This is a genomic window from Mesorhizobium sp. M1423 (assembly GCF_040317575.1).
Lineage (GTDB): Bacteria > Pseudomonadota > Alphaproteobacteria > Rhizobiales > Rhizobiaceae > Mesorhizobium.
In genome coordinates, this window is sequence record NZ_JAMYKU010000005.1 from 94,900 (window position 1) to 115,818 (window position 20,919).

Annotated in this window: 22 protein-coding genes; 13 read left to right on the forward strand and 9 right to left on the reverse strand. The window is 62.6% G+C overall.

Annotation, left to right across the window (positions count from 1 at the left end; genetic code table 11):
- Positions 1-75 precede the first annotated feature (75 nt).
- Positions 76-222, forward strand: a complete 147-nt coding sequence (locus tag NKG95_RS08515; protein ID WP_352465989.1) for a hypothetical protein — start codon at positions 76-78, stop codon at positions 220-222.
- A gap of 51 nt (positions 223-273) precedes the next feature.
- Here NKG95_RS08515 and NKG95_RS08520 read toward each other — a convergent pair whose 3' ends face one another.
- The 6 genes from NKG95_RS08520 to NKG95_RS08545 all read right to left on the reverse strand — a co-directional run bounded on the left by NKG95_RS08520 (position 274) and on the right by NKG95_RS08545 (position 6,205).
- On the reverse strand, positions 274-1,110 hold the full coding sequence (locus NKG95_RS08520; protein WP_353040435.1) for a GNAT family N-acetyltransferase: 837 nt from the start codon (positions 1,108-1,110) through the stop codon (positions 274-276).
- Positions 1,111-1,115: 5 nt separating this feature from the next.
- A complete protein-coding gene (locus tag NKG95_RS08525) occupies positions 1,116-1,856 on the reverse strand; it encodes an aspartate/glutamate racemase family protein (RefSeq protein ID WP_023716674.1) in 741 nt (246 codons plus the stop codon).
- Positions 1,857-1,858: 2 nt separating this feature from the next.
- Positions 1,859-2,677, reverse strand: a complete 819-nt coding sequence (locus tag NKG95_RS08530; RefSeq protein WP_353040436.1) for an ABC transporter permease — start codon at positions 2,675-2,677, stop codon at positions 1,859-1,861.
- Positions 2,678-2,681: 4 nt separating this feature from the next.
- Positions 2,682-3,593: an ABC transporter permease gene (locus NKG95_RS08535; RefSeq protein WP_353040437.1), complete on the reverse strand. Its 912-nt coding sequence runs from the start codon at positions 3,591-3,593 to the stop codon at positions 2,682-2,684.
- A 197-nt stretch (positions 3,594-3,790) separates the two neighbouring features.
- Positions 3,791-5,080, reverse strand: a complete 1,290-nt coding sequence (locus NKG95_RS08540; protein WP_023716671.1) for an ABC transporter substrate-binding protein — start codon at positions 5,078-5,080, stop codon at positions 3,791-3,793.
- A gap of 36 nt (positions 5,081-5,116) precedes the next feature.
- A complete protein-coding gene (locus NKG95_RS08545; protein ID WP_353040438.1) occupies positions 5,117-6,205 on the reverse strand; it encodes an ABC transporter ATP-binding protein in 1,089 nt (362 codons plus the stop codon).
- A gap of 258 nt (positions 6,206-6,463) precedes the next feature.
- On the opposite strand from NKG95_RS08545, the gene NKG95_RS08550 reads away from it, so the two are divergent.
- Positions 6,464-7,177 carry a GntR family transcriptional regulator gene (locus NKG95_RS08550; protein ID WP_352845821.1) on the forward strand — a complete coding sequence of 238 codons (714 nt, stop codon included), beginning with the start codon at positions 6,464-6,466 and terminating at the stop codon, positions 7,175-7,177.
- 7 nt (positions 7,178-7,184) lie between these two features.
- Here NKG95_RS08550 and NKG95_RS08555 read toward each other — a convergent pair whose 3' ends face one another.
- Entirely contained in the window at positions 7,185-8,282 is a 1,098-nt protein-coding gene (locus tag NKG95_RS08555) for a lactonase family protein (protein ID WP_353040439.1), read from the reverse strand.
- A gap of 189 nt (positions 8,283-8,471) precedes the next feature.
- On the opposite strand from NKG95_RS08555, the gene NKG95_RS08560 reads away from it, so the two are divergent.
- From NKG95_RS08560 to NKG95_RS08570, 3 genes are read left to right on the forward strand one after another with little or no spacing between them, the layout of a single operon-like run.
- Positions 8,472-9,023, forward strand: a complete 552-nt coding sequence (locus tag NKG95_RS08560; protein WP_352590334.1) for a MaoC family dehydratase — start codon at positions 8,472-8,474, stop codon at positions 9,021-9,023.
- Positions 9,024-9,026: 3 nt separating this feature from the next.
- Entirely contained in the window at positions 9,027-10,187 is a 1,161-nt protein-coding gene (locus NKG95_RS08565) for a CaiB/BaiF CoA transferase family protein (protein ID WP_353040440.1), read from the forward strand.
- Positions 10,188-10,207: 20 nt separating this feature from the next.
- Positions 10,208-11,350, forward strand: coding sequence for an extracellular solute-binding protein (locus NKG95_RS08570; protein ID WP_352494030.1), 1,143 nt, complete (start codon positions 10,208-10,210; stop codon positions 11,348-11,350).
- Between the two features lie 218 nt (positions 11,351-11,568).
- Here NKG95_RS08570 and NKG95_RS08575 read toward each other — a convergent pair whose 3' ends face one another.
- The gene (locus NKG95_RS08575) at positions 11,569-12,405 is read right to left on the reverse strand and encodes an amidohydrolase family protein (RefSeq protein WP_353040441.1); all 837 of its coding nucleotides are present in this window, start codon (positions 12,403-12,405) and stop codon (positions 11,569-11,571) included.
- A gap of 67 nt (positions 12,406-12,472) precedes the next feature.
- Positions 12,473-13,261 (reverse strand): IclR family transcriptional regulator, encoded by a 789-nt coding sequence (locus tag NKG95_RS08580; protein WP_352502210.1) that lies wholly within the window; start codon positions 13,259-13,261, stop codon positions 12,473-12,475.
- A 158-nt stretch (positions 13,262-13,419) separates the two neighbouring features.
- Here NKG95_RS08580 and NKG95_RS08585 point away from each other — a divergent pair, with 158 nt between their 5' ends.
- From NKG95_RS08585 to NKG95_RS08620, 8 genes are all read left to right on the forward strand, one after another.
- Complete coding sequence (locus NKG95_RS08585; protein WP_353040442.1) at positions 13,420-14,739, forward strand: type 2 periplasmic-binding domain-containing protein; 1,320 nt, start codon at positions 13,420-13,422, stop codon at positions 14,737-14,739.
- A gap of 142 nt (positions 14,740-14,881) precedes the next feature.
- Positions 14,882-15,778, forward strand: a complete 897-nt coding sequence (locus tag NKG95_RS08590) for a carbohydrate ABC transporter permease (RefSeq protein ID WP_352482776.1) — start codon at positions 14,882-14,884, stop codon at positions 15,776-15,778.
- A 2-nt stretch (positions 15,779-15,780) separates the two neighbouring features.
- The gene (locus NKG95_RS08595; protein ID WP_353040443.1) at positions 15,781-16,647 is read left to right on the forward strand and encodes a carbohydrate ABC transporter permease; all 867 of its coding nucleotides are present in this window, start codon (positions 15,781-15,783) and stop codon (positions 16,645-16,647) included.
- A 1-nt stretch (position 16,648) separates the two neighbouring features.
- A complete protein-coding gene (locus NKG95_RS08600) occupies positions 16,649-17,746 on the forward strand; it encodes an ABC transporter ATP-binding protein (RefSeq protein WP_352493927.1) in 1,098 nt (365 codons plus the stop codon).
- A 4-nt stretch (positions 17,747-17,750) separates the two neighbouring features.
- A complete protein-coding gene (locus tag NKG95_RS08605) occupies positions 17,751-18,863 on the forward strand; it encodes a mandelate racemase/muconate lactonizing enzyme family protein (RefSeq protein WP_353040444.1) in 1,113 nt (370 codons plus the stop codon).
- Positions 18,864-18,872: 9 nt separating this feature from the next.
- The gene (locus NKG95_RS08610) at positions 18,873-19,202 is read left to right on the forward strand and encodes an L-rhamnose mutarotase (protein ID WP_023676093.1); all 330 of its coding nucleotides are present in this window, start codon (positions 18,873-18,875) and stop codon (positions 19,200-19,202) included.
- Positions 19,195-20,271: a Gfo/Idh/MocA family protein gene (locus NKG95_RS08615; protein WP_353024902.1), complete on the forward strand. Its 1,077-nt coding sequence runs from the start codon at positions 19,195-19,197 to the stop codon at positions 20,269-20,271. Before NKG95_RS08610 ends, NKG95_RS08615 begins: the two co-directional genes overlap by 8 nt.
- A 1-nt stretch (position 20,272) precedes the next feature.
- The gene (locus NKG95_RS08620) at positions 20,273-20,752 is read left to right on the forward strand and encodes a MaoC/PaaZ C-terminal domain-containing protein (protein WP_023716652.1); all 480 of its coding nucleotides are present in this window, start codon (positions 20,273-20,275) and stop codon (positions 20,750-20,752) included.
- Positions 20,753-20,919 lie beyond the last annotated feature (167 nt).

Genomic DNA, 20,919 nt, shown 5'->3' on the forward strand with positions numbered 1-20,919 from the left:
CGACGCGCGTGTCCGTCCGTCGTCCTGATACCCGAACTGCTAGACTCGCTCACATCATGTTGTTAACGACAGCGGATGAAGCAGAACTATCTTTATCTCATCATCGGCGCTTTGGCCGTCGCCGTCATTGCCTTGGGCATCTATGTTTATCGCGAGGAGACTAAGCCGAAAGGCGTGGAACTTCGTATCGACGATTCCGGCATTTCAGTTCAGGAAAAATAGACCAGATATTCGTGTTGCCCGACTTTACGCTAGACGTCGGCTTGCACCGTTTCAGCCAAGCTCCAACGTCGTTATCGCAAAAACCCCGGACTGCATGAGCTGCGGCGCCCTTCCCTTGTACATCCGAGCTGTCTCGAAGCCGGGTTGAAGGCCGGCGGACGACAGCAAATCTGCAAATTGCCCGCTGGTCTCGGGCACGTCGAGATGGACGTTTCCGGGACCGGACATGTGCGCGAGTGCGGCGAAGAGACGGCTCGCTGCATCCAGGCTGTCGGCAAAGAGCGGGCCGATCTTGCAGCCGTCCCGGCATTGGCGCGCGACGCCATATCCTGCAATGGCGCCGTGCTTGACGATCGCATGGGCCATATGCGGCGGGCGCAGCCAGTGCTCCAGGAAGGATCGCCTCGGGCCGGGAAAGAAGCGGCGGTCATAGTCCAGTATGTCCGGCACGAGTTCCGGCCCTACGGCGCGAATGTCGCTGCCGGCGGCTGCCGGGGCATTCGACGACCCCATGAGCCGTATCGTCCGGTAGGCCGGCGCAAAACCCATGCTGCGGTAGTTGGCCTGTTGTTCGACGACGCCGTCGAGGCCGATCGTGCGGTTGTCGAGCCGCGCCATGCCGGCATCCCAAACGGCCTTACCATGGCCTTGGCCACGCCTGTCCGGCCGGCAGATATACAGGCCGATGAAGCCGAATTCCTCGCCATAGGCAACGGCTGAAATGCCGGCCGCCATCTCGCCGTCGATAAAGGCGCCGATGAAGCCCTGCGGGTCGGCTGTCTGGAACAGCGCTGCGTCGCTGAGGCCGGGGTTCCAGCCTTCCGCCGCCGCCCAATCGACAAGGGTTTGCACTTCTTCACGTGCGAGCGTTCGGATCGTTCGGGGCATTGCGATCACTCGGCGGCATCAGGCGCGAAGGACTTCAACGCACCATGATAGGGCTTTGCCAATGGGCTTGCATAGGCGCCGCGCTTGGATGTCGTCAGGCCAAGCGTTATCAAGGCCTCGGCCTGCTTGACTGCGGCGCCGACGCCGTCGATGACCGGAAGCCCGAATTCCCGCTGCAGCGCGGCCGCCAAGTCGGCCATGCCGGCACAGCCGAGCACGATCGCTTCGGCGCGATCCTCGTCGATGGCGCGCGCAATCTCGTTGCGCAGCTTCAGGAGCGCATCGGATGCCGGATCTTCGAGGGCAAGAACCGGGATATCGGCAGCGCGCACGCGCGCGCGCCCCGCCATGCCATAGCGCTGCACCAACCCTTCGACCGGCACGTGCGAGCGTCCGGTGGTGGTGACGACGGTGAAGCGCTGGGCGATGAACGAGGCCGTGCTGAGCGCTGCCTCGCAAATGCCGATGACCGGAATGTTGGCCATGGCGCGTGCGGCGTCGAGGCCGGTGTCGTCGAAACAGGCGATGATCGCAGCCTGCGCGCCTGAGCGCTCGCCGGCAGCGATCTCGACCAGCAGGCCGGGTACGGCAAGCGCTTCATCGTAATAGCCTTCGATCGAAACCGGGCCCATCGTCGAGGTGACGGCAACGATCTTCGTCGATTGACCAGCGACCGATCGGGCCGCCGCCGCAATAGTCTCGGTCATGCTGGCGGTGGTGTTTGGATTGACGACGAGGATCTGCACTGTCAGGCACGCTCCCGGCGGCGGCCGACATAGACGCTTGCGCCGAGCGTCAGCAGGATCACCAGAAAGGAAAACACGGTCGTCACTGTACCGAGCGCATAGAGCACCGGCGTCGTCACATTCGTCGTCATGCCGTAGATTTCGAGCGGCAGCGTGTTGAAGGTCCCCGAGGTCATCAGCGTGCGGGCGAACTCGTCATATGACAGAGTGAAGCCGAACAGGCCGACACCGATCAGGCTGGGCGCGATCATTGGCAGAACGACATGGGCGAAGGTCTGCCACGACGATGCTCCGAGATCCCGCGCGGCTTCCTCATAGGCCGGCGAGAACCGGTTGAAGACCGCGAACATGATCAGCACGCCGAAAGGCAAGGTCCAGGTCAGATGGGCGCCGAAAGCAGAGGTGTACCAGGCGGGGCGGAAGCCGACCTGCTGAAAGACGACGCCGATGCCGAGGCTGATAATGATCGACGGCACGACGAGGCTGGCGACGGCCAGATAGAACAAGGCAGTTGCGCCGCGAAATTTCTGCCGGAAGGCAAGGCCGGCAAGCAGCGACACGACGACCGTGACGATCATCACCATCAGGCCAAGGACGAGCGAGCGTTTGAAACTGCCGCCGAAATCGCCGACCGCCTGGCGCTCGAACAGATTGGCGAACCAGTGCAGCGAAACGCCGTTCAACGGAAACGTCAGACCGCCATTCTCGCCCTGGAAGGACAGGATAAGGATCGCCGAAAGCGGGCCGTATAGGAACAGCACGAAAAGCGCGAAGAAGGCCGCCAGCACGTAGAATTCGAAGGTGCGCTTGTCGTGGCTCATCGCCTCACAGCTCCTTGCGAATATCGACGATGCGCAGGATGCCCGCGACCATCAACAGCACCAGCACCAGCAGCACGACCGCGTTGGCGGCGGCTGCCGGATATTGCAGCAGCGACATCTGGTTTTTCATCATCAGCGCGACAGAGGCGCTCTGGCCGCCGGACATCACCTGCACCGTCGAAAAGTCGGCCATCACCAGGGTGACGACGAAGATGGTGCCGATCGCCATGCCGGGCTTGGCAAGCGGGATGACGACGTTCCACAGAACCTGCCAGCCGGAAGCGCCGGCGTCGCGCGCGGCCTCGACCAACGACTTGTCGATGCGCATCAGCGTGTTGAAGATCGGCGTCACCATGAACAGCGTATAGAGATGCACCATGGCCAGCACCACGGCGAATTCGGAATAGAGCAACCATTCGATCGGCTTCGGGATCAGCCCCATCTGCACCAGCGTCGAGTTGACCAGGCCATTGCGGCCAAGCACTGGAATCCACGAGATCATGCGGATGATGTTGGAGGTCAGGAACGGCACGGTGCAGACGAGGAACAGCACCATCTGCATGGCTGTGGTTCTGATGTGGAAGGCGAGGAAATAGGCGACCCAGAAACCGATGAACAGCGTCAGCGCCCAAACGATGGCGGCGTATTTCAGCGTGTTCAGATAGGTTTTCCAGGTGACCCAGGAGCCGAGCGTGTCGGCATAGTTGGTGGTCAGGAAATCCGGATACATCGCCGCGAAATCGTAGTCCCAGAATGAGACCACGGCGATCATCAGGATCGGCAACAGGAGGAACGCGCCGAGGATCAGCGCCAGCGGTGCCGCCTGGAGATAGGGTGCGACGCCGGCAAAGGAGCGCCTAGTTCTGGCCGGCTTCGCAGACGTAACGTGCGTGGATTGTTCGAGCGCTACTGCCATCTATCTCTCGGTCCAAGTCGGCGATGCGACTGAGGGGTGTTCCCTTCTCCCCCTGTGGGAGAAGGTGGCCGAGCGAAGCTCGGTCGGATGAGGGGTGTTCCAGCTTGGCACCAACAGTGCTCCGTCCAGCACCCCTCAACCGTCTTGGCGCTGCGCGCCAATCCACCTTCTCCCACAAGGGGAGAAGGCAGAGGGCATCAAGCAGCGATGAACTCGTTCCAGCGCTTTACCATATAGCGGTCCTCGTCCATGACCGAGTTCCAGCAGGCGACCTTGCCCATGCGCTCTTCGAACGAGCCGCCGTCACGCACGGCGCCTGCCTTTTCCATGACCTTGCCGTCCGGTGACAGGATATCGCCCTTTGCCGGCTTACCTTCGATCCAGTAGCCCCATTCGTCCTCGGACATGAACTTCTTGGCCGACACCATGTTGGCCGAGTAGTAGCCCTGGCGATTGAGGTAGCCGCCCACCCAACCGGACGTGTACCAGTTGATGTATTCATAGGCGGCATCGAGTTCGGCACCGGAGAGATGGGCTGCCAGGCCAAGCCCGCCACCCCAGGACCGGTAGCCTTCCTTGAGCGGCTGGAACCGGCACGCGATGCCCTTGGAGCGGACCGCGGCCACGGCCGGCGACCACATCGACTGGATCACCACTTCGCCTGAAGCCATCAGGTTGACGCTTTCGTCGAAGGACTTCCAGAAGGCACGGAACTGGCCGTCCTGCTTGGCCTTGATGAGGAAATCGATCGTCTTGTCGATCTCCTCCTTGGTCATGTTGCCCTTGTCGGCATATTTGATATTGCCAGTGGCTTCCATGATCATCGCCGCATCCATGATGCCGATCGACGGGATGTTGAGGATGGCTGTCTTGCCCTTGAAGGCCGGATCCATGATGTCGGCCCAGGTGGTGATGTCACGGCCGACGAGGTCGGGGCGGATGCCGAGCGTATCGGCATTGTAGATCGTCGGCACCATGGTGAACCAATTGGTCGGCGCCTTGGCGAATACCTTGCTGTCCTGCGCCTCGACGTAACCGACCGTGTGCGGCGCGGTGCCCTGGGCGATGACGCTGTCCGGCGTCAGCTTGCCGGTTTTGAACAGCGGCACGAGCTCGTCGTAGTATTTCAGCTTGGTGACATCCATCGGCTGCAGGACGCCTGTCGGAAACACCTTCTTGCAGATCCAGTATTCGATATCGGCGATGTCGTAGCTGTCGGGCTGCGTTACCGCGCGCTGGGCAGCGGCATCGGAATCGGTTGCCGTCATCTCCAGCGTGATGCCGAGATCCGCCTTGCACTTGTCGGCGATGGCATTGAGGTTGGACACGCCGGTGCCGAACTGGCGCAACGTAATGTTCGATTGCGCCCAGATGGTCGGAAAGCCTGATATGGCGCCGGAACCGGCGGCAAAACCGACGGCGGCGGCGCCTGTCTTGAGCAGCGAGCGACGCGATATTCCAGTCTTCTTGTCTGTGGTGTTGGTCATGTTCAGTTCCCCTGTTTTGGTTGGTTATGCTGGATTTCAGGAATCGAGACGGCCAAGGACGATCGCGTCCTCGGCGTCCCAGGCGATCGGCACTGCGTCGCCGACGGCAACCGGGCTGGCGAAGAAGCTGGTGTCGTCGACGATCACCGTGAAATCCTCGATGCCCGCGCAATTGACCGAGAGCTTCACGGTCGAACCGCGGTACTCGACGTTTGAAACGATGCCGGTGAAGCCGAGCCCCGCCGCCGGCGGCTCGCCGATCCGCACGTGGTCGGTGCGAATGGCGATGTCGATGGGCTCCCCGGTCGCCCTGCCCTGCCCGCTGGCGGCGAGCGTGACACCGCCGGGCACATCGAAAACAACCATGCCGTCACGACTACCGGTGACGCGGCCGGAGATGACATTGTGGTCGCCCATGAAACGAGCGACGAAGGCCGTGGCCGGCCGCTCGAACACCGTGCGAGGGTGCGCCGCCTGCTCGATACGGCCGTCGTTCATGACCACGATCAGGTCGGCCAGCGCCATCGCCTCTTCCTGGCTGTGGGTGACGTGGACGAACGTGATGCCGAGCGACGTCTGCAGCTTCTTCAGTTCGGCCCGCATGCGGATCTTCAGGAACGGATCGAGCGCCGAAAGCGGTTCGTCGAGCAACAGCGCCTCGGGATCGGTGATCAGTGCGCGCGCAAGAGCAACGCGCTGCTGCTGGCCGCCCGAAAGCTGCGCCGGACGGCGGCTGGCATATGCCTCCATCTGCATCAGCTTCAGCATGTCGAGTGCCTTGGCGCGGCGCTCCTCCTTGCCGACGCCTTTCATCTTCAGGCTGAACGCGACATTGTCGATCAGGTCGAGATGCGGAAACAGCGCGTAGGATTGGAACATCATGGCAGTGCCGCGCCTGGCCGGCGGCAGGTCGGTGACCACTGTGTTGCCGAGCCGCACATCGCCGCTCGATATGCTCTCGTGCCCGGCGATCATGCGCAGCGTCGAGGTCTTGCCACAGCCGGACGGACCGAGCAGGCAGCAATAGGTTCCCGCAGGGATTTTCAGGCTGATGCCTTCGACGGCAGTCGTCGCGCCATAGACTTTCGAAACGGACACAATGTCGATTTCGGCGGCTTTGGACATCCAGCTTCCCCTTTGGTCGGATTAGCCAAAGCATCATGCGTGCCAGTTGCGCGCCGCCGCACCAACCGACTGAATCCTCGAAGAAATCAGGGCTGCATCGACATGGCTGCCGATATGGCATCCTTGTGCAATGCACAAATTATAGGCGATTGCCGCCGATCCTCGCAAAAATCGCATGCAATCTTTTTCATCCCTGTATTCACTTTGTCTCTCGTCCAAGCGATGCGATTCAGGGTAGAAGTACGCAGGATCACCGCCATGAACATTGCCGACCAGACTTTCCCTGCTATCGAGGCCGCCAACGAGGATCGCGCGCAGGCGATCCGCGACCAGTTGCGCGACGCGATCGTCGATCGCCGGCTGGCGCCCGGAACCAAGCTTTCCGAAGGCGAAGTCGGCACGCTGTTCGATGTCAGCCGCACCGTGGCGCGCGCCGCACTGCAGATGCTTTCCTTCGAGGGATTGGTGCGCACCGAGCGCAATCGCGGCGCCTTCGTCGCCAATCCGTCGCCGGAGGAAGCGCGGCAGGTCTTTGCTTCGCGCCGACTGATCGAGCCCGGAATCGCAATCGCCGCGGCTGGGCGCATGACGCCGGCGCATGTCGTTGCGTTCAAGGCCCAGCTCGATGAAGAGGGCCGTTTCATCGCCGAACGCGGACCGAACGCAAGGCGATCGGAGATCAAGGCGTCGGGGGATTTTCACCTGCTTCTGGCGTCGGTCGCGGGAAACGTCATCCTGCAGCGCTTCATGGAGGAATTGGTCGCTCGTTCATCTCTGGTGATCGCGCTCTATGGCCGCTCGGGTATCTCGAGCTGCGGCCACAACGAGCACACGCAGATCCTCGATGCGCTGGAAAATGGCAATGCCGAACGCGCCAGCGCGCTGATGCTGCACCACATCGACCATATCGAGGCCGACCTCGATTTGCGCGTCAGGAGCGGCCCGGCACTCAGGCAGGCGCTCGAGTTCTGAGATCACGTCAACGCACGATCCTCACGCACATCGGCGTGCCGATGCCGATGGATCGGCCGGTGTCGGTCAGCCGGCCGGTTGCGGCATCACGGGCGAAAATCGAGATGCGGTCGGCATTCTGGTTGGCCGAGAACAGATGGCCGCCCGAGGGCGTCAGTGCCAGATTGCGCGGCGTGGCACCGCCGCAAGGCGTATAGTCGACAAGGGCAAGCCTGCCGGTTTGCTGGTCGATCGAAAACACGGCGATGCTGTCATGGCCGCGATTGGAGCCGTAGAGAAAGCGGCCGTCGGGCGAGATCTGGATGTCGGCACAGTGATTGCCGTCGCGTGCCTCGGCCGGCACGGCCGGCTTGCTGTCGACCACTGTAAGCTTGCCTGATGCTTCGTCCAGCGCCAGCGAGACGACCGTCGAATCCAGTTCGTTCATGACGAACACGAAGCGGCCGCCGGGATGCAGCGCGAGATGGCGCGGACCTGCGCCCGGCGCAAGCGCCGACTCGGCCAGTTTGGTCAGGCTGCCGTCTGAGCCGATGCGGTAGGACACCAGCCGGTCGATGCCGAGGTCGGCGACGATCGCAACACCGCCGGCAACCGTCTCGGTTACGCTATGGGCATGCGGCCGCTCCTGGCGTGCGAGGTCTGGTCCGGTCCCGCTATGGGCGACGCTCGACAATGGCGCGGTCAGGCCGCCATCGTCGCGCAGCCCGAAGACCACGACCGAGCGATCGGGGCCACCCTCGCCCATGCCGTAATTGGCGACCAATAGCTTCGTCCGGTCGCGCGTGATGGTGTTGTGCGCCGTTATGCTGCCCAGCGTCGGCTGCTTATTGATGTAGGACAGCGTGGCGGCCTGCCTGTCGAAACGGTAGGCCGAGACCACGCCTTCGCGCCAGGTGAACACTTCGGAATTGGCGTAGATGTAGGAGCCATCCGGCGTCACCGACAGGAAGGTCGGATTGTCGATGCCTCCCGTCTCGGCCAGTTTCTTCGTCTCCAGCGCCCCCTCGTCGAAACTATAGACGCCCAGCCCGACGCCGCGCGCGCCCTGAAAATATGGGGCGTCGCGATTGAGGCTGCCGACGAAAACCAGACAGGCATTCTGCATCATTTCCTCCTGTTCCGCCGGCGTTGGCCGCCGCGGATCGCAGCAAAATTTCGCCGAGACTCGCTTGCAACACAACCCCATATGTGAAAATACTATTCACAAAAGAAGATTGACGGGAGGATCGATCATGCATTTCGCTGGTCTGCGGCGCGCCCTGATGGACGATTCCCGCTGCCCGGGAAAGTCGTCATGAGCGGTTTCGCGCCAACCGTGGGCGTGGCATCGACACACCCCGCCAACATGCCGAAGGAACACGCCGACCTTCCCGTCTGGAACGCGGAGAACTGGTTCTACGAAGACTGGCCGGTCGGCCAGAAGATCCGTTCGCTGCGCCGGACCATTGCCGAGGGCGACAGCCATCTCTTCAATACGCTGGTGCTCGACATCCATCCATACGTGCAGGACCAGATGTTCGCCGAAACGGAAGGCATCTTCGGCAAGCGGCTGGTCGCCGGCGCCTTCGTGTTCTCGGCCGGGCTCGGGCTCGTCGCCACCAATTGCATCAACGCCTTTTCGTATGGCTACGACAAATTGCGCTTCATCAAGCCGGTGTTCATCGGCGACACGATTTATTCGATCCGCTCCAACCTCGACAAGAAGCCGAAATACAAGGAAATGGGGCTGATCCGCGCCAGCTATGAAGTCTTCAAGGGCGAAGGCGAGCTCGTGCTTTATTGCGAGCACCTGCAGACGGTGAAGTACCGCAATCCGGCCGATTTCGCCGGCAAGACGGAGAGATAGGCAATGGCTGCCATTGCCGAACTGCCGCTGACCGGGCTCATCGTCGTCGATATGAGCCAGTTCCTGTCCGGGCCTTACTGTTCACTCAGACTGCTCGACCTCGGCGCCCGCGTCATCAAGATAGAACGGCCGGATGGCGGCGACCTGTCGCGCCGGCTTTATCTCAGCGACACCGAGATCGGTGGCGATTCCACCATTTTTCATGCCATCAACCGCGCCAAGGAAAGCCTTGCCATCGACTTGAAGGACGAGGCCGATCTTGCGGCGCTGCGCGGCCTGCTGGCCAAGGCCGACGTGCTGATCCAGAATTTCAGGCCCGGCGTCATCGAACGCCTGGGCTTCGATTACGAGGCGGTGCGCAAGATTAATCCGCGCCTGGTCTATGCCTCGATCAGCGGCTATGGCGAGGAAGGCCCCTGGGTCAAGCGGCCCGGTCAGGATCTGCTGGCGCAGGCCCGCTCCGGCGTGATGTGGCTGAACGGCGACGAGGACCAGGGGCCGGTGCCCTTCGGGCTGGCCATCGCCGACATGCTGGCCGGCTCCGCCGCCGCGCAAGGCATCCTTGCCGCACTGGTGCGGCGCGGCGTGACCGGCAAGGGCAGCCATGTCGAGACCAGCCTGCTCGAAGCACTGGTCGACTTCCAGTTCGAGGTGCTGACGACGCATCTCAATGACGGACGCCGGCTGCCGCGGCGGTCATCTTTCCGCAGCGCCCATGCCTATCTGTCGGCGCCCTACGGCGTCTATCCGGCCAAGGACGGTTATCTGGCGATCGCCATGACGCCGATATCGAAGCTGGCCGATCTTCTGGGCCTCGAAGAGCTTGCGCCCTACCGCGATAAGCCGTCGACCTGGTTCACCGCCCGCGACGAGATCAAGGCGATCATCGCGCAAAAAATCGCGACCAGGACGGTGGATGAGTGGCTCGGCATCCTCGAGCCCGCCGACATCTGGTGCGCCAAGGTTTTGACCTGGCCGGAAATGATGGCCAGCGAAGGCTTCCAGGTTCTCGACATGCTGCAGACGGTGACGCGCGAGGATGACGTTTCGATCCTCACCACGCGCTCGCCGCTCAGGGTCGACGGCATCCGCGCCAAGGTCGAGCGGGCCGCGCCACGCATCGGCGAGCACAGCGCAAAAATCCGCGAGGAGTTCGGGCTGTGAGCGACGTGACGCTCAAAGGCATGACCTGGAGCCATCCGCGCGGCTATGATCCGATGGTCGCCTGTTCGGCGCTGTGGACGGAACGCACCGGCGTCGCCATCGAATGGGACAAGCGCTCGCTGCAGGATTTCGAATCCTTCCCGGTCGAGGAATTGGCCCGTGCCTATGATCTGATCGTCATCGACCATCCGCATGTCGGCCAGATCACCGCCGAGAATTGTTTGACGCCGCTCGATGCGGCCGGCCGGGACGCCGAACGTGCAGCACTTGCGACGGGCAGCGTCGGCCGGTCCTATCCGAGCTACAACTGGCAAGGCAGGCAGTGGGCGTTTCCGATCGACGCGGCCAGCCAGGTGGAGGCCTGGCGGCCGGACATGCTTTCGGCTGCACCGGCGAACTGGGCCGATGCGCTCGATCTGGCCCGGCAAGGCCACGTGCTGTTGCCGCTCAGGCCGCCGCATGCGCTGATGGTGTTCTACACGCTTGCCGGCAATCTCGGCCGGCCCGCCGGCGAAGGCCCCGGCGACCATGTGGATCCGGCAACGGGCAAGCAGGTTTTCGAGATGATGCGCGAGATCGCGGCCCTCGTCGATCCGGCATGCCTTGGCATGGATCCGATCGCGGTTCTGGAGCAAATGGCCGGATCGGGATCACGGATCGCCTGTGCACCGCTGATCTATGGCTATGTCTCCTATGCCATCGCCGGGTTTCGACCCAACCGCCTGGCTTTCGCGGATATCCCGGCCGCGGGCAATGCCGGCCCCAAAGGCTCGGCGCTCGGCGGGACCGGCATTGCGGTGTCAGCTTTTTCGAAGGCCAGGCAGGCGGCCATCGACTTCGCCTACTGGATCGCCAGCGGTGACGTGCAGCGCGGCCCTTACGCCTCGGCCGGCGGCCAGCCCGGCCATGCGGCAGCCTGGGAGGATGCCGCCGTCAACGCTGCCACCGGCAATTTCTACAAGGACACCCGAGCCACGCTCGAAGGTGCCTGGGTCAGGCCGCGGCACGACGGCTACATGTCCTTCCAGCAGGCGGCGTCAGATCGCATCAATCTCGGCCTGAGCGAAAGGCACAATGCCGCTCGCGTCGTTGCCGATCTCAATCGCCTGTTTCGGGAAAGCCTTTCGACGCAGGTGTCCGGCGTTGCCGGCGGAGGAGCCTGAAAACAACCGAACGGAGGAGAACATGAACAGCCTGATCCGCGGCCTTATGGCCGCAACCGCACTTGCATCGGTCACGACCATAGCCTGCGCACAGGACGTGTCCTGATCGGGCTCGGCTTCCGGCCTTCGACCGTGCAGGCGGCACTTGGCCTGGTCATGGTGCTCCTGGTTTCGCTCTACGGCCGCGAGCGGCACGTGTCGGCGACGATCTGAGCCGCTTACAACCTCCACAGCCGCTTGGCGTTGCCTGACAGCAGTTTTTGCCGCTCATCGGCGCTGGCACCGCTGAGCAGCGCGTGCGTTGCCGCAATCCAGGTCGCAAGCCCGCCGCCGAGCGTGCAGACCGGCCAGTCGCTGCCCCACACGACGCGGTCCCAGCCGAAGCATTCGATGGTGTGCTCGACGTAGGAACGCAGCGTTTCGACAGTCCAGGATCCGGCATCCGCATACGCGAGCACACCAGAAATTTTGCCGACGACGTTCGGGCGCCGCGCGATCTCCGCCATATGCTCGCGCCAGGGGTGCTCGGCACCGCCCTTGATGTCGGGCACGCCGCAATGGTCGAGCACGAACTGCACATCCGGCGCGAGATCGGCGAGTGCGATCGCCTTGGGGATCTGGTGCGGCAGAACGACAAGATCGAAGGTCAGGCCGCTGCCGGCTAGCCGCTTGATGTTTTCACGAAACAGCGCGCCCTCCGACAGCTCATCGGGCATGACGTGCAGCACACGGCGAAAGCCCTTGACGAAAGGATCTGCGCGCTGCGTTTCCAAATAAGCGGCAAAGCCGGGCTCCTCCGGACGGCAGGAGGCAATCGCTCCCCTCAGCAAACTGCCCTTTTGCCGCGAGAGCGCTTTGACATGGCCGGTTTCGGCCTCGATATCGGCTGGATCGACATCGACCTCCATATGGAACGCGCCGTCGATGCCAGCGCGACGGGCCTGGACTGCATATTCGTCGTAGGGGAAATCGCGGTTGAGCGCCGGCACGCCGGCCAGCCATGGATAGCGCAGGGCGGACTGGTCGATCAGGTGCAGATGGGTGTCGAAGATCATGGCGGCGCGCTCCTCCTTGGCGACTTCGAGATCATCTCACGGAGAAATTCTTCATTCAAATAAGAATTCATCGCGATTGCTTGACAGTCGATCCCGCCAGTTGCGACAGCTTTTCGGTCGCTGCCAGCAACAGCTCTATGGTCCTGGTGATGTCGGGCGCCTTGGGTGCGTTGACCAGGGTTATGTACGGGATCGACAGTGCGGCGATCGCCTTGCCGTCCGAGCCGAGAACGGGCGTCGACAGGTTGAACACGCCGGCCGTCTGCATCGACGCCATCATCTCGTAGCCGCGTTCACGAATCTGGTCGAGGCGGGCGAAAAACTCTGGCGATTGCGGTGGCTTGTCGGTGCTGCGCAGATGTTCGGAGATCATCATCTGCCGCTCTTCCGGCGGGCGGAACGCCAGCAGCACATGGCCGGACCCGGTGTCGAACAGGCTGATATGCGAGCCGACGCGGATGGAGATGCCCCAGTAATCCGGCGCTTCCTGCTGGGCAATGACCACGGCGGAGCCGCGATCGAAGACGACGAGCTGGTTTGCCTGCTGTGTGGTTTCGGCCAGTTCGCGCATCAGCGGCGTCGCATAGGAAACCAGCCGGCGCACCGGCGCGTGCAGCTGCGCCAGGCCAAACAGCTTGAGCGTCAGCGAATAACGGTCGCCATCCGGCCGCGTGACGTAGCCGCGACGCACCAGCCGATCCAGCATGCGGTAGAACTCATTCGGGCTGCGGTCGAGTTTCTTGGCGATTTCCGCCTGCGTCAGGCCGCCGTCGACGCCGGCCAGCAGCTCGAGGATGTCGAGCCCCTTGTCCAGCGCCGGGGCTCGATACCGGTCGTCTTCCTCGTCCTCTGCCATTGCGCCTCTCCAGTGAATTTCACTTTTCATATACGCAACAGCCTTGCTTCCGAAAGAACTTTCGGCTTGACGATCCTATAAATGTTTTGTTTGTATATGAATGAAGCTGCCGATCGACCTCGCTACGCGATCGATGCAGGCTCTTTGGGAGGATACCAATGACGAAACTGTTTTGCGGCCTGTCGGCCGGCGTAACGCTACTCGCGTTTGGTGCTAGTGCTGCCCTTGCTGCCGAACTGCCCGGCAAATTCGACGGCGTCACCATCGACGCCAAGCTGATCGGCGGCCAGCAATATGAAGGGCTCTACGCGCGGATCGGCGAATGGGAAAAACTGACCGGCGCCAAGGTCAACGTGATCTCGAAGAAGAACCACTTCGAGCTCGACAAGGAGATCAAGTCGGACATCGCCTCCGGCAGCATCAACTGGTGCGTCGGCTCGAACCACTCGTCCTTCGCGCCGCAATATCCTGATATCTACACCGACCTGAACAAGCTGCTGCCGAAGGAGGAGATCGACGCCTTCGTGCCGTCGACGATCAAGGCCTCGACGCTCGACGGCAAGCTGGTAATGCTGCCGCGCGCGCAGTTCGATGTCTCGGCGCTCTATTACCAGAAGAGCCTCTATCAGGATGAAGCCAAGAAGGCCGCCTACAAGGCCAAGTACGGCAAGGAACTGACACCGCCCGACACCTGGGACGAGGTCGCCCAGCAGGCGGAATTCTTCGCCAGCCCGCCCGATTTCTATGGCACCCAGTTCGCCGGCAAGGAAGAGGCGATCAACGGCCGTTTTTACGAGATGCTGATCGCCGACGGCGGCGAATACCTCGACAAGGACGGCAAGCCCGCTTTCAACTCGGACGCCGGCGTGCACGCGCTCGACTGGTTCGTCAATCTTTACAAGGCCAAGGCAGTGCCGGCCGGCACCACCAATTATCTGTGGGACGATCTCGGCCAGGGCTTTGCCTCGGGCACGGTCGCCATCAACCTCGACTGGCCGGGCTGGGCAGGCTTCTTCAACGATCCGAAGTCGTCGAAGGTCGCCGGCAATGTCGGCGTGAAGGTGGCGCCGAAGGGATCGGCCGGCATTCGCACCGGCTGGTCGGGGCACCACGGATTTTCGGTCACCGAAAATTGCGCCAGCAAGGAAGCTGCGGCGTCGCTGGTCTGGTTTCTGACCAATGAGGACAGCCAGAAGCTCGAGGCAGCAGGCGGACCTCTGCCGACCCGCACGGCGGTGTGGGACTGGGACATCCAGCAGGCGGCAAACGATCCTTACAAGAAGGAAGTGCTGGCGGCTTTCCAGGAAGAGGCAAAGCACGCTTTTGCCGTGCCGCAGACACCTGAATGGATCGAAATCTCCAACGCCGTCTATCCCGAACTGCAGGCCGCCATCCTTGGCGACAAGACCTCCAAGCAGGCGCTGGACGACGCTGCCGCCAAGGCCACCCAGATCCTCGAGGACGCCGGCAAGCTTTGACCATTCTCCCAAGGGGGCGCCGCGCTCATTGAAGAGCGGCGCCCCCGAACTTTTTTCGAACCATGCGCAACCCGCTTTGTCTTGATCCCAGCTCGCCGATGGCGGGCTTCGGTGTCCGGGCACCAACCAGAACCGGATCGCCATGAAAGGCTGGAGACCCTCGCCACCATTGCTGCTCCTGCTGCCGGCGGTGATCGTGCTGGCGGCCGTGGTGGTGGTGCCGTTGCTGCTGTCGCTCTACTCCAGCTTCACGCCGTTCCGGCTGACCAGGCCTGAGACGTTCTGGGTCTTCATCGGCGCCCGCAACTACGTCACCATCCTGACCAGCCGCGATTTCTGGATCGCCTTTGCCCGTACTGTGGTGCTGCTGACGGTGGCGCTCAACCTGGAAATGCTGATCGGGCTCGGGCTGGCCCTGCTGGTGGAAAAAGCCTCGCGCGGCCAGCGGGTCCTGCGCACCATCATGATGTTTCCGATGATGTTTTCGCCGATCCTCGTCGGCTTCCAGTTCAAATTCATGTTCAACGACAATATCGGCCTGGTGAACAACGCCCTGCAGGCGCTCGGCCTGACCGATCGCGCCATCCCGTGGCTGATCGACGGCAATCTCGCCTTCATCGCCATTCTGACCGCCGAGATCTGGTCGTCGACTTCGGTGTTCGCGATCCTCATCCTAGCCGGGCTGCTGGCGATGCCGCGCGAACCGGTCGAGGCGGCCCGCGTCGACGGCTGCACGCCATGGCAGACATTCCGCTATGTCACCTGGCCGTTCATCATGCCGTTTGCCTTCATCGCCATGACCATCCGCTCGCTCGACGTCGCGCGCGCCTACGACATCGTCAAGATCATGACCGACGGCGGCCCTGCCGGCCGCACCGAGCTGGTCTGGACGCTGGTCGCCCGCACCGCCTATGGCGATGCCAGAATGGGCATGGCCAATGCCATGGCCTATTTCTCGATCCTGCTGTCGATCCTGTTCACCGTCTATTTCTACCGCAAGCTCGCCGCGGCGCGCACGCAGATCGCGGCGGAGTGGTGAGGATGGACCAGAACAGCCTGCATCGCGCCGGCAACAAAGCGCTTCGGATCGTCCATGGCATCGGGCTGTTCCTGGCCATGCTGGTCATCTGCCTGCCCGGCATCTGGATCGTGCTGTCGTCGCTGCGGCCGACTGTCGAGATCATGGCCAAGCCGCCGGTGTGGATTCCGCAGCAACTCTCGCTCGATGCCTACGTCGCCATGTTCAGCGGCGTCGGCAAGGGCGGCATTCCGGTGCTCGACTATTTCCGCAATTCGCTGATCATCTCGGTGACCTCGACGCTGATCGCCATCGCCATCGGCATGGCCGGCGGCTATGCCTTTGCGCGCTATCGCTTCCACGCCAAGTCGGCGATGTTTCTCGGCCTGATGCTGACGCGCACGGTGCCCGGCATCGCACTGTCCCTGCCGCTGTTCTTCGTCTTTGCGCGGCTCGGCATCATCGACACGCATTTCGGGCTGATCCTGGTCTATGTCGCGCTCAATGTGCCCTTCACCATCTGGCTGATCGACGGCTTTTTCCGCCAGGTACCGAAAGACCTTGCCGAGGCGGCGCAGATCGACGGCTGCACGCCCTGGCAGGCCTTCTGGCAGGTCGAGTTTCCGCTCGCCGGGCCCGGCATCGCCTCGGCCGGCATCTTTGCCTTCCTCACGTCCTGGAACGAGTTCGCGCTCGCCTCGCAGCTGACGCGCTCGATCAACTCCAAGACCCTGCCGGTCGGCCTGCTCGACTATACGGCCGAATTCACCATCGACTGGCGCGGCATGTGCGCGCTCGCCGTGGTCATGGTCATACCGGCGCTCACGCTTACCTTCATCGTCCAGAAACACCTCGTCGGCGGCCTCACTTCCGGCGCGGTGAAAGGCTGACATGGCAACCGTATCGCTCAAGAATCTCACCAAAAGCTACGGCCCGGTGGCGGTGGTGCACGGCATCGATCTCGAGGTCGCCGACCGCGAGTTCATCGCGCTGGTCGGGCCGTCCGGTTGCGGCAAGTCGACAACCCTGCGCATGATCGCCGGCCTCGAGGCGATCAGCGACGGCGTCATCGAGATCGGCGGCCGCATGGTCAACGACCTGCCGCCGCGCTCGCGCAATATCTCGATGGTGTTCCAGTCTTACGCGCTCTATCCGCATATGACGGTGCGCGAAAACCTGGGTTTCTCACTAAAGATAGCCGGCGCCGCGAAAGAAGAAATGGACCGTCGCGTCGCCGAAGCGTCCGGCATTCTCGGCCTCGACCAGTTGCTCGACCGCCGGCCGTCGCAGCTGTCCGGCGGTCAGCGCCAGCGTGTCGCCATGGGCCGAGCCATCGTGCGCGATCCCGATGTCTTCCTGTTCGACGAGCCGCTTTCCAATCTCGACGCCAAGCTTCGGACGCAGATGCGCACCGAGATCAAGAAGCTGCACGCCAAGGTCAAATCGACAGTGATCTACGTCACCCATGACCAGGTCGAAGCGATGACATTGGCGGACCGCATCGTCATCATGCGTGACGGTTTTATCGAGCAGGTCGGCACACCCGACGAAGTGTTCCGCCGGCCGCAGACACGCTTCGTCGCGGGCTTCATCGGCTCGCCACCGATGAATTTGCATGAGGCGGTTGTCGACGACGGACAGCTGCTGTTCGCCAGCGGCGAGAGGCTACCTCTGCCCAGCCAGTTCAAAGCCAATGTCGAGGCCGGCGACAAGGTCGTGTTCGGCCTCAGGCCCGACGACATCTATCCGACCGGGCACGGCATCAGTTCCGGCGAAGAGGTTGACGTCCACCAGGTGGAATTGCCGGTGACCGTCACTGAGCCGCTCGGCAACGAGACGCTGGTGTTCGCCGAATTCAACGGCAGCGACTGGGTATCACGAATGCTCAATCCAAAGCCGCTCAAAGCCGGCGACCGGGTCAAGATGAGCCTGGACCTGTCGCAGGCCCATCTGTTTTCTGCTGAAACGGGCAAGACATTGCGAGGTTAAAATCATGGCAAAGATCGAGAAAGTCGAACTGCGCATGGTCGACTTGGTGCCTAAGGTCAAGCGCACCGATGCCATCCAGAGCTTTGTCAGCCAGGAAACACCGATCGTCACCATCACCGATGCCGACGGCGCGGTCGGCGCCGGCTACAGCTACACGATCGGCACCGGCGGCTCGTCGGTGATGCGACTGCTGGCCGACCACCTTGCGCCGCGGCTGATCGGCCGCGACGCCGACATGATCGAGGCGGTCTGGCGCGAGTTGGAGTTCGCCACCCATGCCACGACGATCGGCGCGATCACGGCAATCGCGCTGGCGGCCATCGACACTGCCCTTTGGGATCTGCGGGCGAAGAAACAGAGGCTGCCGCTGTGGAAGCTGGCCGGCGGCGCCAAGGACCGCTGCCCGCTTTACACGACCGAAGGCGGCTGGCTGCATATCGAGACCGAGGCGCTGGTCGCGGATGCGCTGGCCGCCAAGGCCAAGGGTTTTCGCGGCTCGAAAGTCAAGATCGGCAAGCCGCACGGTTCCGAGGATCTTGCTCGGCTGACGGCGGTGCGCCGGGCGGTCGGAGACTCCTACGAGATCATGACCGACTGCAATCAGGGCTTTTCGGTCGACGAGGCAATCCGCCGGGCCGAGCGCCTGCGTGAACTCGACCTCGCCTGGATCGAGGAGCCGCTGCCGGCCGACGACATTGACGGCCATGTGCGGCTGTCGAGTGCCACATCGACGCCGATCGCCATCGGCGAGTCGCTCTATTCGATCCGGCATTTCCGCGAATATATGCAAAAGGGCGCGTGTTCGATCGTGCAGGTCGATGTCGGCCGCATCGGCGGCATCACGCCGTGGCTGAAGGTGGCGCATGCAGCCGAGGCGTTCGACATACCGGTCTGCCCGCATTTCCTGATGGAACTGCATGTCAGCCTGACATGCGCCGTTCAGAACGGCAGATATGTCGAGTATATTCCCCAGCTCGACGAGCTGACCGGCAAGAAAATGCGTATCGAGGACGGGCACGCGTTGGCGCCGGACGAGCCCGGCATCGGCATCGACTGGGACTGGGATGCGATCAAGGCGAAGAGCATCGCGGAATTCACCACGACGATAGCGAAATAGGAGGCGGACATGCAGCGAATGGGAATGGTGCTCGGCCTCAAGCCGGAGAAAGTCGCCGAGTATGTGCGGCTTCACGCTGCTGTGTGGCCGGACGTCCTCAAGATGATTTCCGCCTGCAACATCAAGAATTATTCGATTTATCTGAGGGAGCCGGAGCACCTTTTGTTCAGCACCTTCGAGTACCACGGCACCGACTATGCCGCCGACATGGCCAAGATGGCCGCCGATCCCACGACGCAGGAATGGTGGGCGCTGTGCATGCCATGCCAGGAGCCGCTGCCGACCCGCAAGGAGGGCGAGTGGTGGGCGTCGATGGACGAAGTCTTCCATTATGACTGATGACATTTTCGATCCTGCCTCGCTCTCCCAGGCCTGGGCACAGCCCTCAAAGCCCAGGCCGATCGTGATTTTCGGCGCCGGCTCGATCGTCGGCGATGCGCATTTCCCGGCCTATGGGAAGGCCGGTTTCCCGGTTGCCGGGCTTTTCGACCCCGACCTGGCCAAGGCCGAAAAACTGGCGCAGAAATGGGGCGTCACCGCTTACCGGTCGGTCGAGGAAGCTGCTGCGATCAAGGACGCCGTCTTCGATCTGGCGACACCGCCGGCCTATCATGCCGGCGTGCTCAGGGCGCTGCCGGATGGTGCGGTGGCACTGATCCAGAAGCCGATGGGCAGCAATCTCACCGAGGCGACCGAGATCCTCGAAATCTGCCGCTCCAAAGACCTCAAAGCGGCGGTGAACTTCCAGCTCCGCTTTGCACCGATGATGCTGGCGCTCAGGGATGCGATCGCCAAGGGCTGGTTGGGCGACGTGGTCGATTTCGACGCATGGCTGGCGCTGGCGACACCCTGGCAGCTCTGGGAATTCCTGTTGCAGGCGCCGCGCGTCGAGATCGCCATGCATTCGATCCATTATCTCGACCTGATCCGGCAATTACTCGGCGACCCCAAGGGGGTTCACGCCAAGACGCTCGGCCACCCCGGCCACAAGGTTGCGCAAACGCGCACCAGCGCGATCCTCGACTATGGCGACACGGTGCGCTGTGCGCTGTCAATCAACCACGATCACAAATTCGGCCGAAAACACCAGGCCTGCGAATTCCGCATCTGCGGCACCGAGGGCGCCGCTTACCTCAAATTAGGCGTCAACCTCGACTATCCGCGCGGCGAGCCGGACATCCTCGAAATCTACCCCAAAGGCGGCAAGGACTGGATTGCGGTTCCACTCGTCGGCGCATGGTTTCCGGACGCCTTTGTCGGCCGCATGGCCAATGTCCAGCGCTACGCATCGGGCGAGGACGCCGAGTTTGTCAGTTCCGTCGAGGACGGTTGGAACACTATGGCGCTGGTCGAAGCCGCCTACCAATCGAGCGCGGCGCCGGCAACACCGATAGCGGCGAGGCCCTGACATGGAGCAGACTGTCTATTTCGAGGACTACCAGATCGGCTCGTCGCGCATGACCAGCGGGCGCACCATCACCGAGACCGACTTCGTCGTCCATGCCGGCCATACCGGCGATTTCTTTCCCCACCACATGGACGCCGAGTTCATGAAGACGACGCCGTTCGGCCAGCGCATCGCCCACGGCACGCTGGTCTTTTCGGTCGGCGTCGGGCTGACGGCGAGCGTCGTCAACCCGGTCGCCTTCTCCTATGGCTACGACCGGCTGCGCTTCATCAAGCCGGTGTTCATCGGCGATACGATCAAGACCCGCGCCACCATCTCGGCCAAGGAAGACGACCCGAAGCGGCCCGATTCAGGCCGGGTCGTCGAGCGCTGCGAGGTGATCAACCAGCATGGCAACGTGGTGCTGGTCGCCGACCACATCTACATCGTCGAGCGTCGCGACAAGCCGAGCAGGGCCTCGACGGACGGCCCCGAAACCTGAAACAAAAAAACCGCCTTGCGGCGGGTCCTCGGTGCGAATCAGCACCATACGCAAATTAGTAGCATAGCTGCCGGCACAAAGCAAGAACAAAATGTGGCGCTGTCCGCAAAAAAATGCGAATTCACTTCACCCGTTCCCGTCTTTATCCGCTTGCCGAGATCGCGCTC

Coding starts and splice junctions, on each gene's coding strand:
- NKG95_RS08610 (WP_023676093.1), top strand. CDS start 18,873: ATGCAGCGAATGGGAATGGTGCTCGGCCTCAAGCCGGAGAAAGTCGCC.
- NKG95_RS08555 (WP_353040439.1), bottom strand. CDS start 8,282: ATGCAGAATGCCTGTCTGGTTTTCGTCGGCAGCCTCAATCGCGACGCC.
- NKG95_RS08590 (WP_352482776.1), top strand. CDS start 14,882: ATGAAAGGCTGGAGACCCTCGCCACCATTGCTGCTCCTGCTGCCGGCG.
- NKG95_RS08560 (WP_352590334.1), top strand. CDS start 8,472: ATGAGCGGTTTCGCGCCAACCGTGGGCGTGGCATCGACACACCCCGCC.
- NKG95_RS08595 (WP_353040443.1), top strand. CDS start 15,781: ATGGACCAGAACAGCCTGCATCGCGCCGGCAACAAAGCGCTTCGGATC.
- NKG95_RS08540 (WP_023716671.1), bottom strand. CDS start 5,080: ATGACCAACACCACAGACAAGAAGACTGGAATATCGCGTCGCTCGCTG.
- NKG95_RS08515 (WP_352465989.1), top strand. CDS start 76: ATGAAGCAGAACTATCTTTATCTCATCATCGGCGCTTTGGCCGTCGCC.
- NKG95_RS08620 (WP_023716652.1), top strand. CDS start 20,273: ATGGAGCAGACTGTCTATTTCGAGGACTACCAGATCGGCTCGTCGCGC.
- NKG95_RS08615 (WP_353024902.1), top strand. CDS start 19,195: ATGACTGATGACATTTTCGATCCTGCCTCGCTCTCCCAGGCCTGGGCA.
- NKG95_RS08575 (WP_353040441.1), bottom strand. CDS start 12,405: ATGATCTTCGACACCCATCTGCACCTGATCGACCAGTCCGCCCTGCGC.
- NKG95_RS08530 (WP_353040436.1), bottom strand. CDS start 2,677: ATGAGCCACGACAAGCGCACCTTCGAATTCTACGTGCTGGCGGCCTTC.
- NKG95_RS08520 (WP_353040435.1), bottom strand. CDS start 1,110: ATGCCCCGAACGATCCGAACGCTCGCACGTGAAGAAGTGCAAACCCTT.
- NKG95_RS08580 (WP_352502210.1), bottom strand. CDS start 13,261: ATGGCAGAGGACGAGGAAGACGACCGGTATCGAGCCCCGGCGCTGGAC.
- NKG95_RS08605 (WP_353040444.1), top strand. CDS start 17,751: ATGGCAAAGATCGAGAAAGTCGAACTGCGCATGGTCGACTTGGTGCCT.
- NKG95_RS08570 (WP_352494030.1), top strand. CDS start 10,208: ATGACCTGGAGCCATCCGCGCGGCTATGATCCGATGGTCGCCTGTTCG.
- NKG95_RS08585 (WP_353040442.1), top strand. CDS start 13,420: ATGACGAAACTGTTTTGCGGCCTGTCGGCCGGCGTAACGCTACTCGCG.
- NKG95_RS08535 (WP_353040437.1), bottom strand. CDS start 3,593: ATGGCAGTAGCGCTCGAACAATCCACGCACGTTACGTCTGCGAAGCCG.
- NKG95_RS08545 (WP_353040438.1), bottom strand. CDS start 6,205: ATGTCCAAAGCCGCCGAAATCGACATTGTGTCCGTTTCGAAAGTCTAT.
- NKG95_RS08600 (WP_352493927.1), top strand. CDS start 16,649: ATGGCAACCGTATCGCTCAAGAATCTCACCAAAAGCTACGGCCCGGTG.
- NKG95_RS08565 (WP_353040440.1), top strand. CDS start 9,027: ATGGCTGCCATTGCCGAACTGCCGCTGACCGGGCTCATCGTCGTCGAT.
- NKG95_RS08550 (WP_352845821.1), top strand. CDS start 6,464: ATGAACATTGCCGACCAGACTTTCCCTGCTATCGAGGCCGCCAACGAG.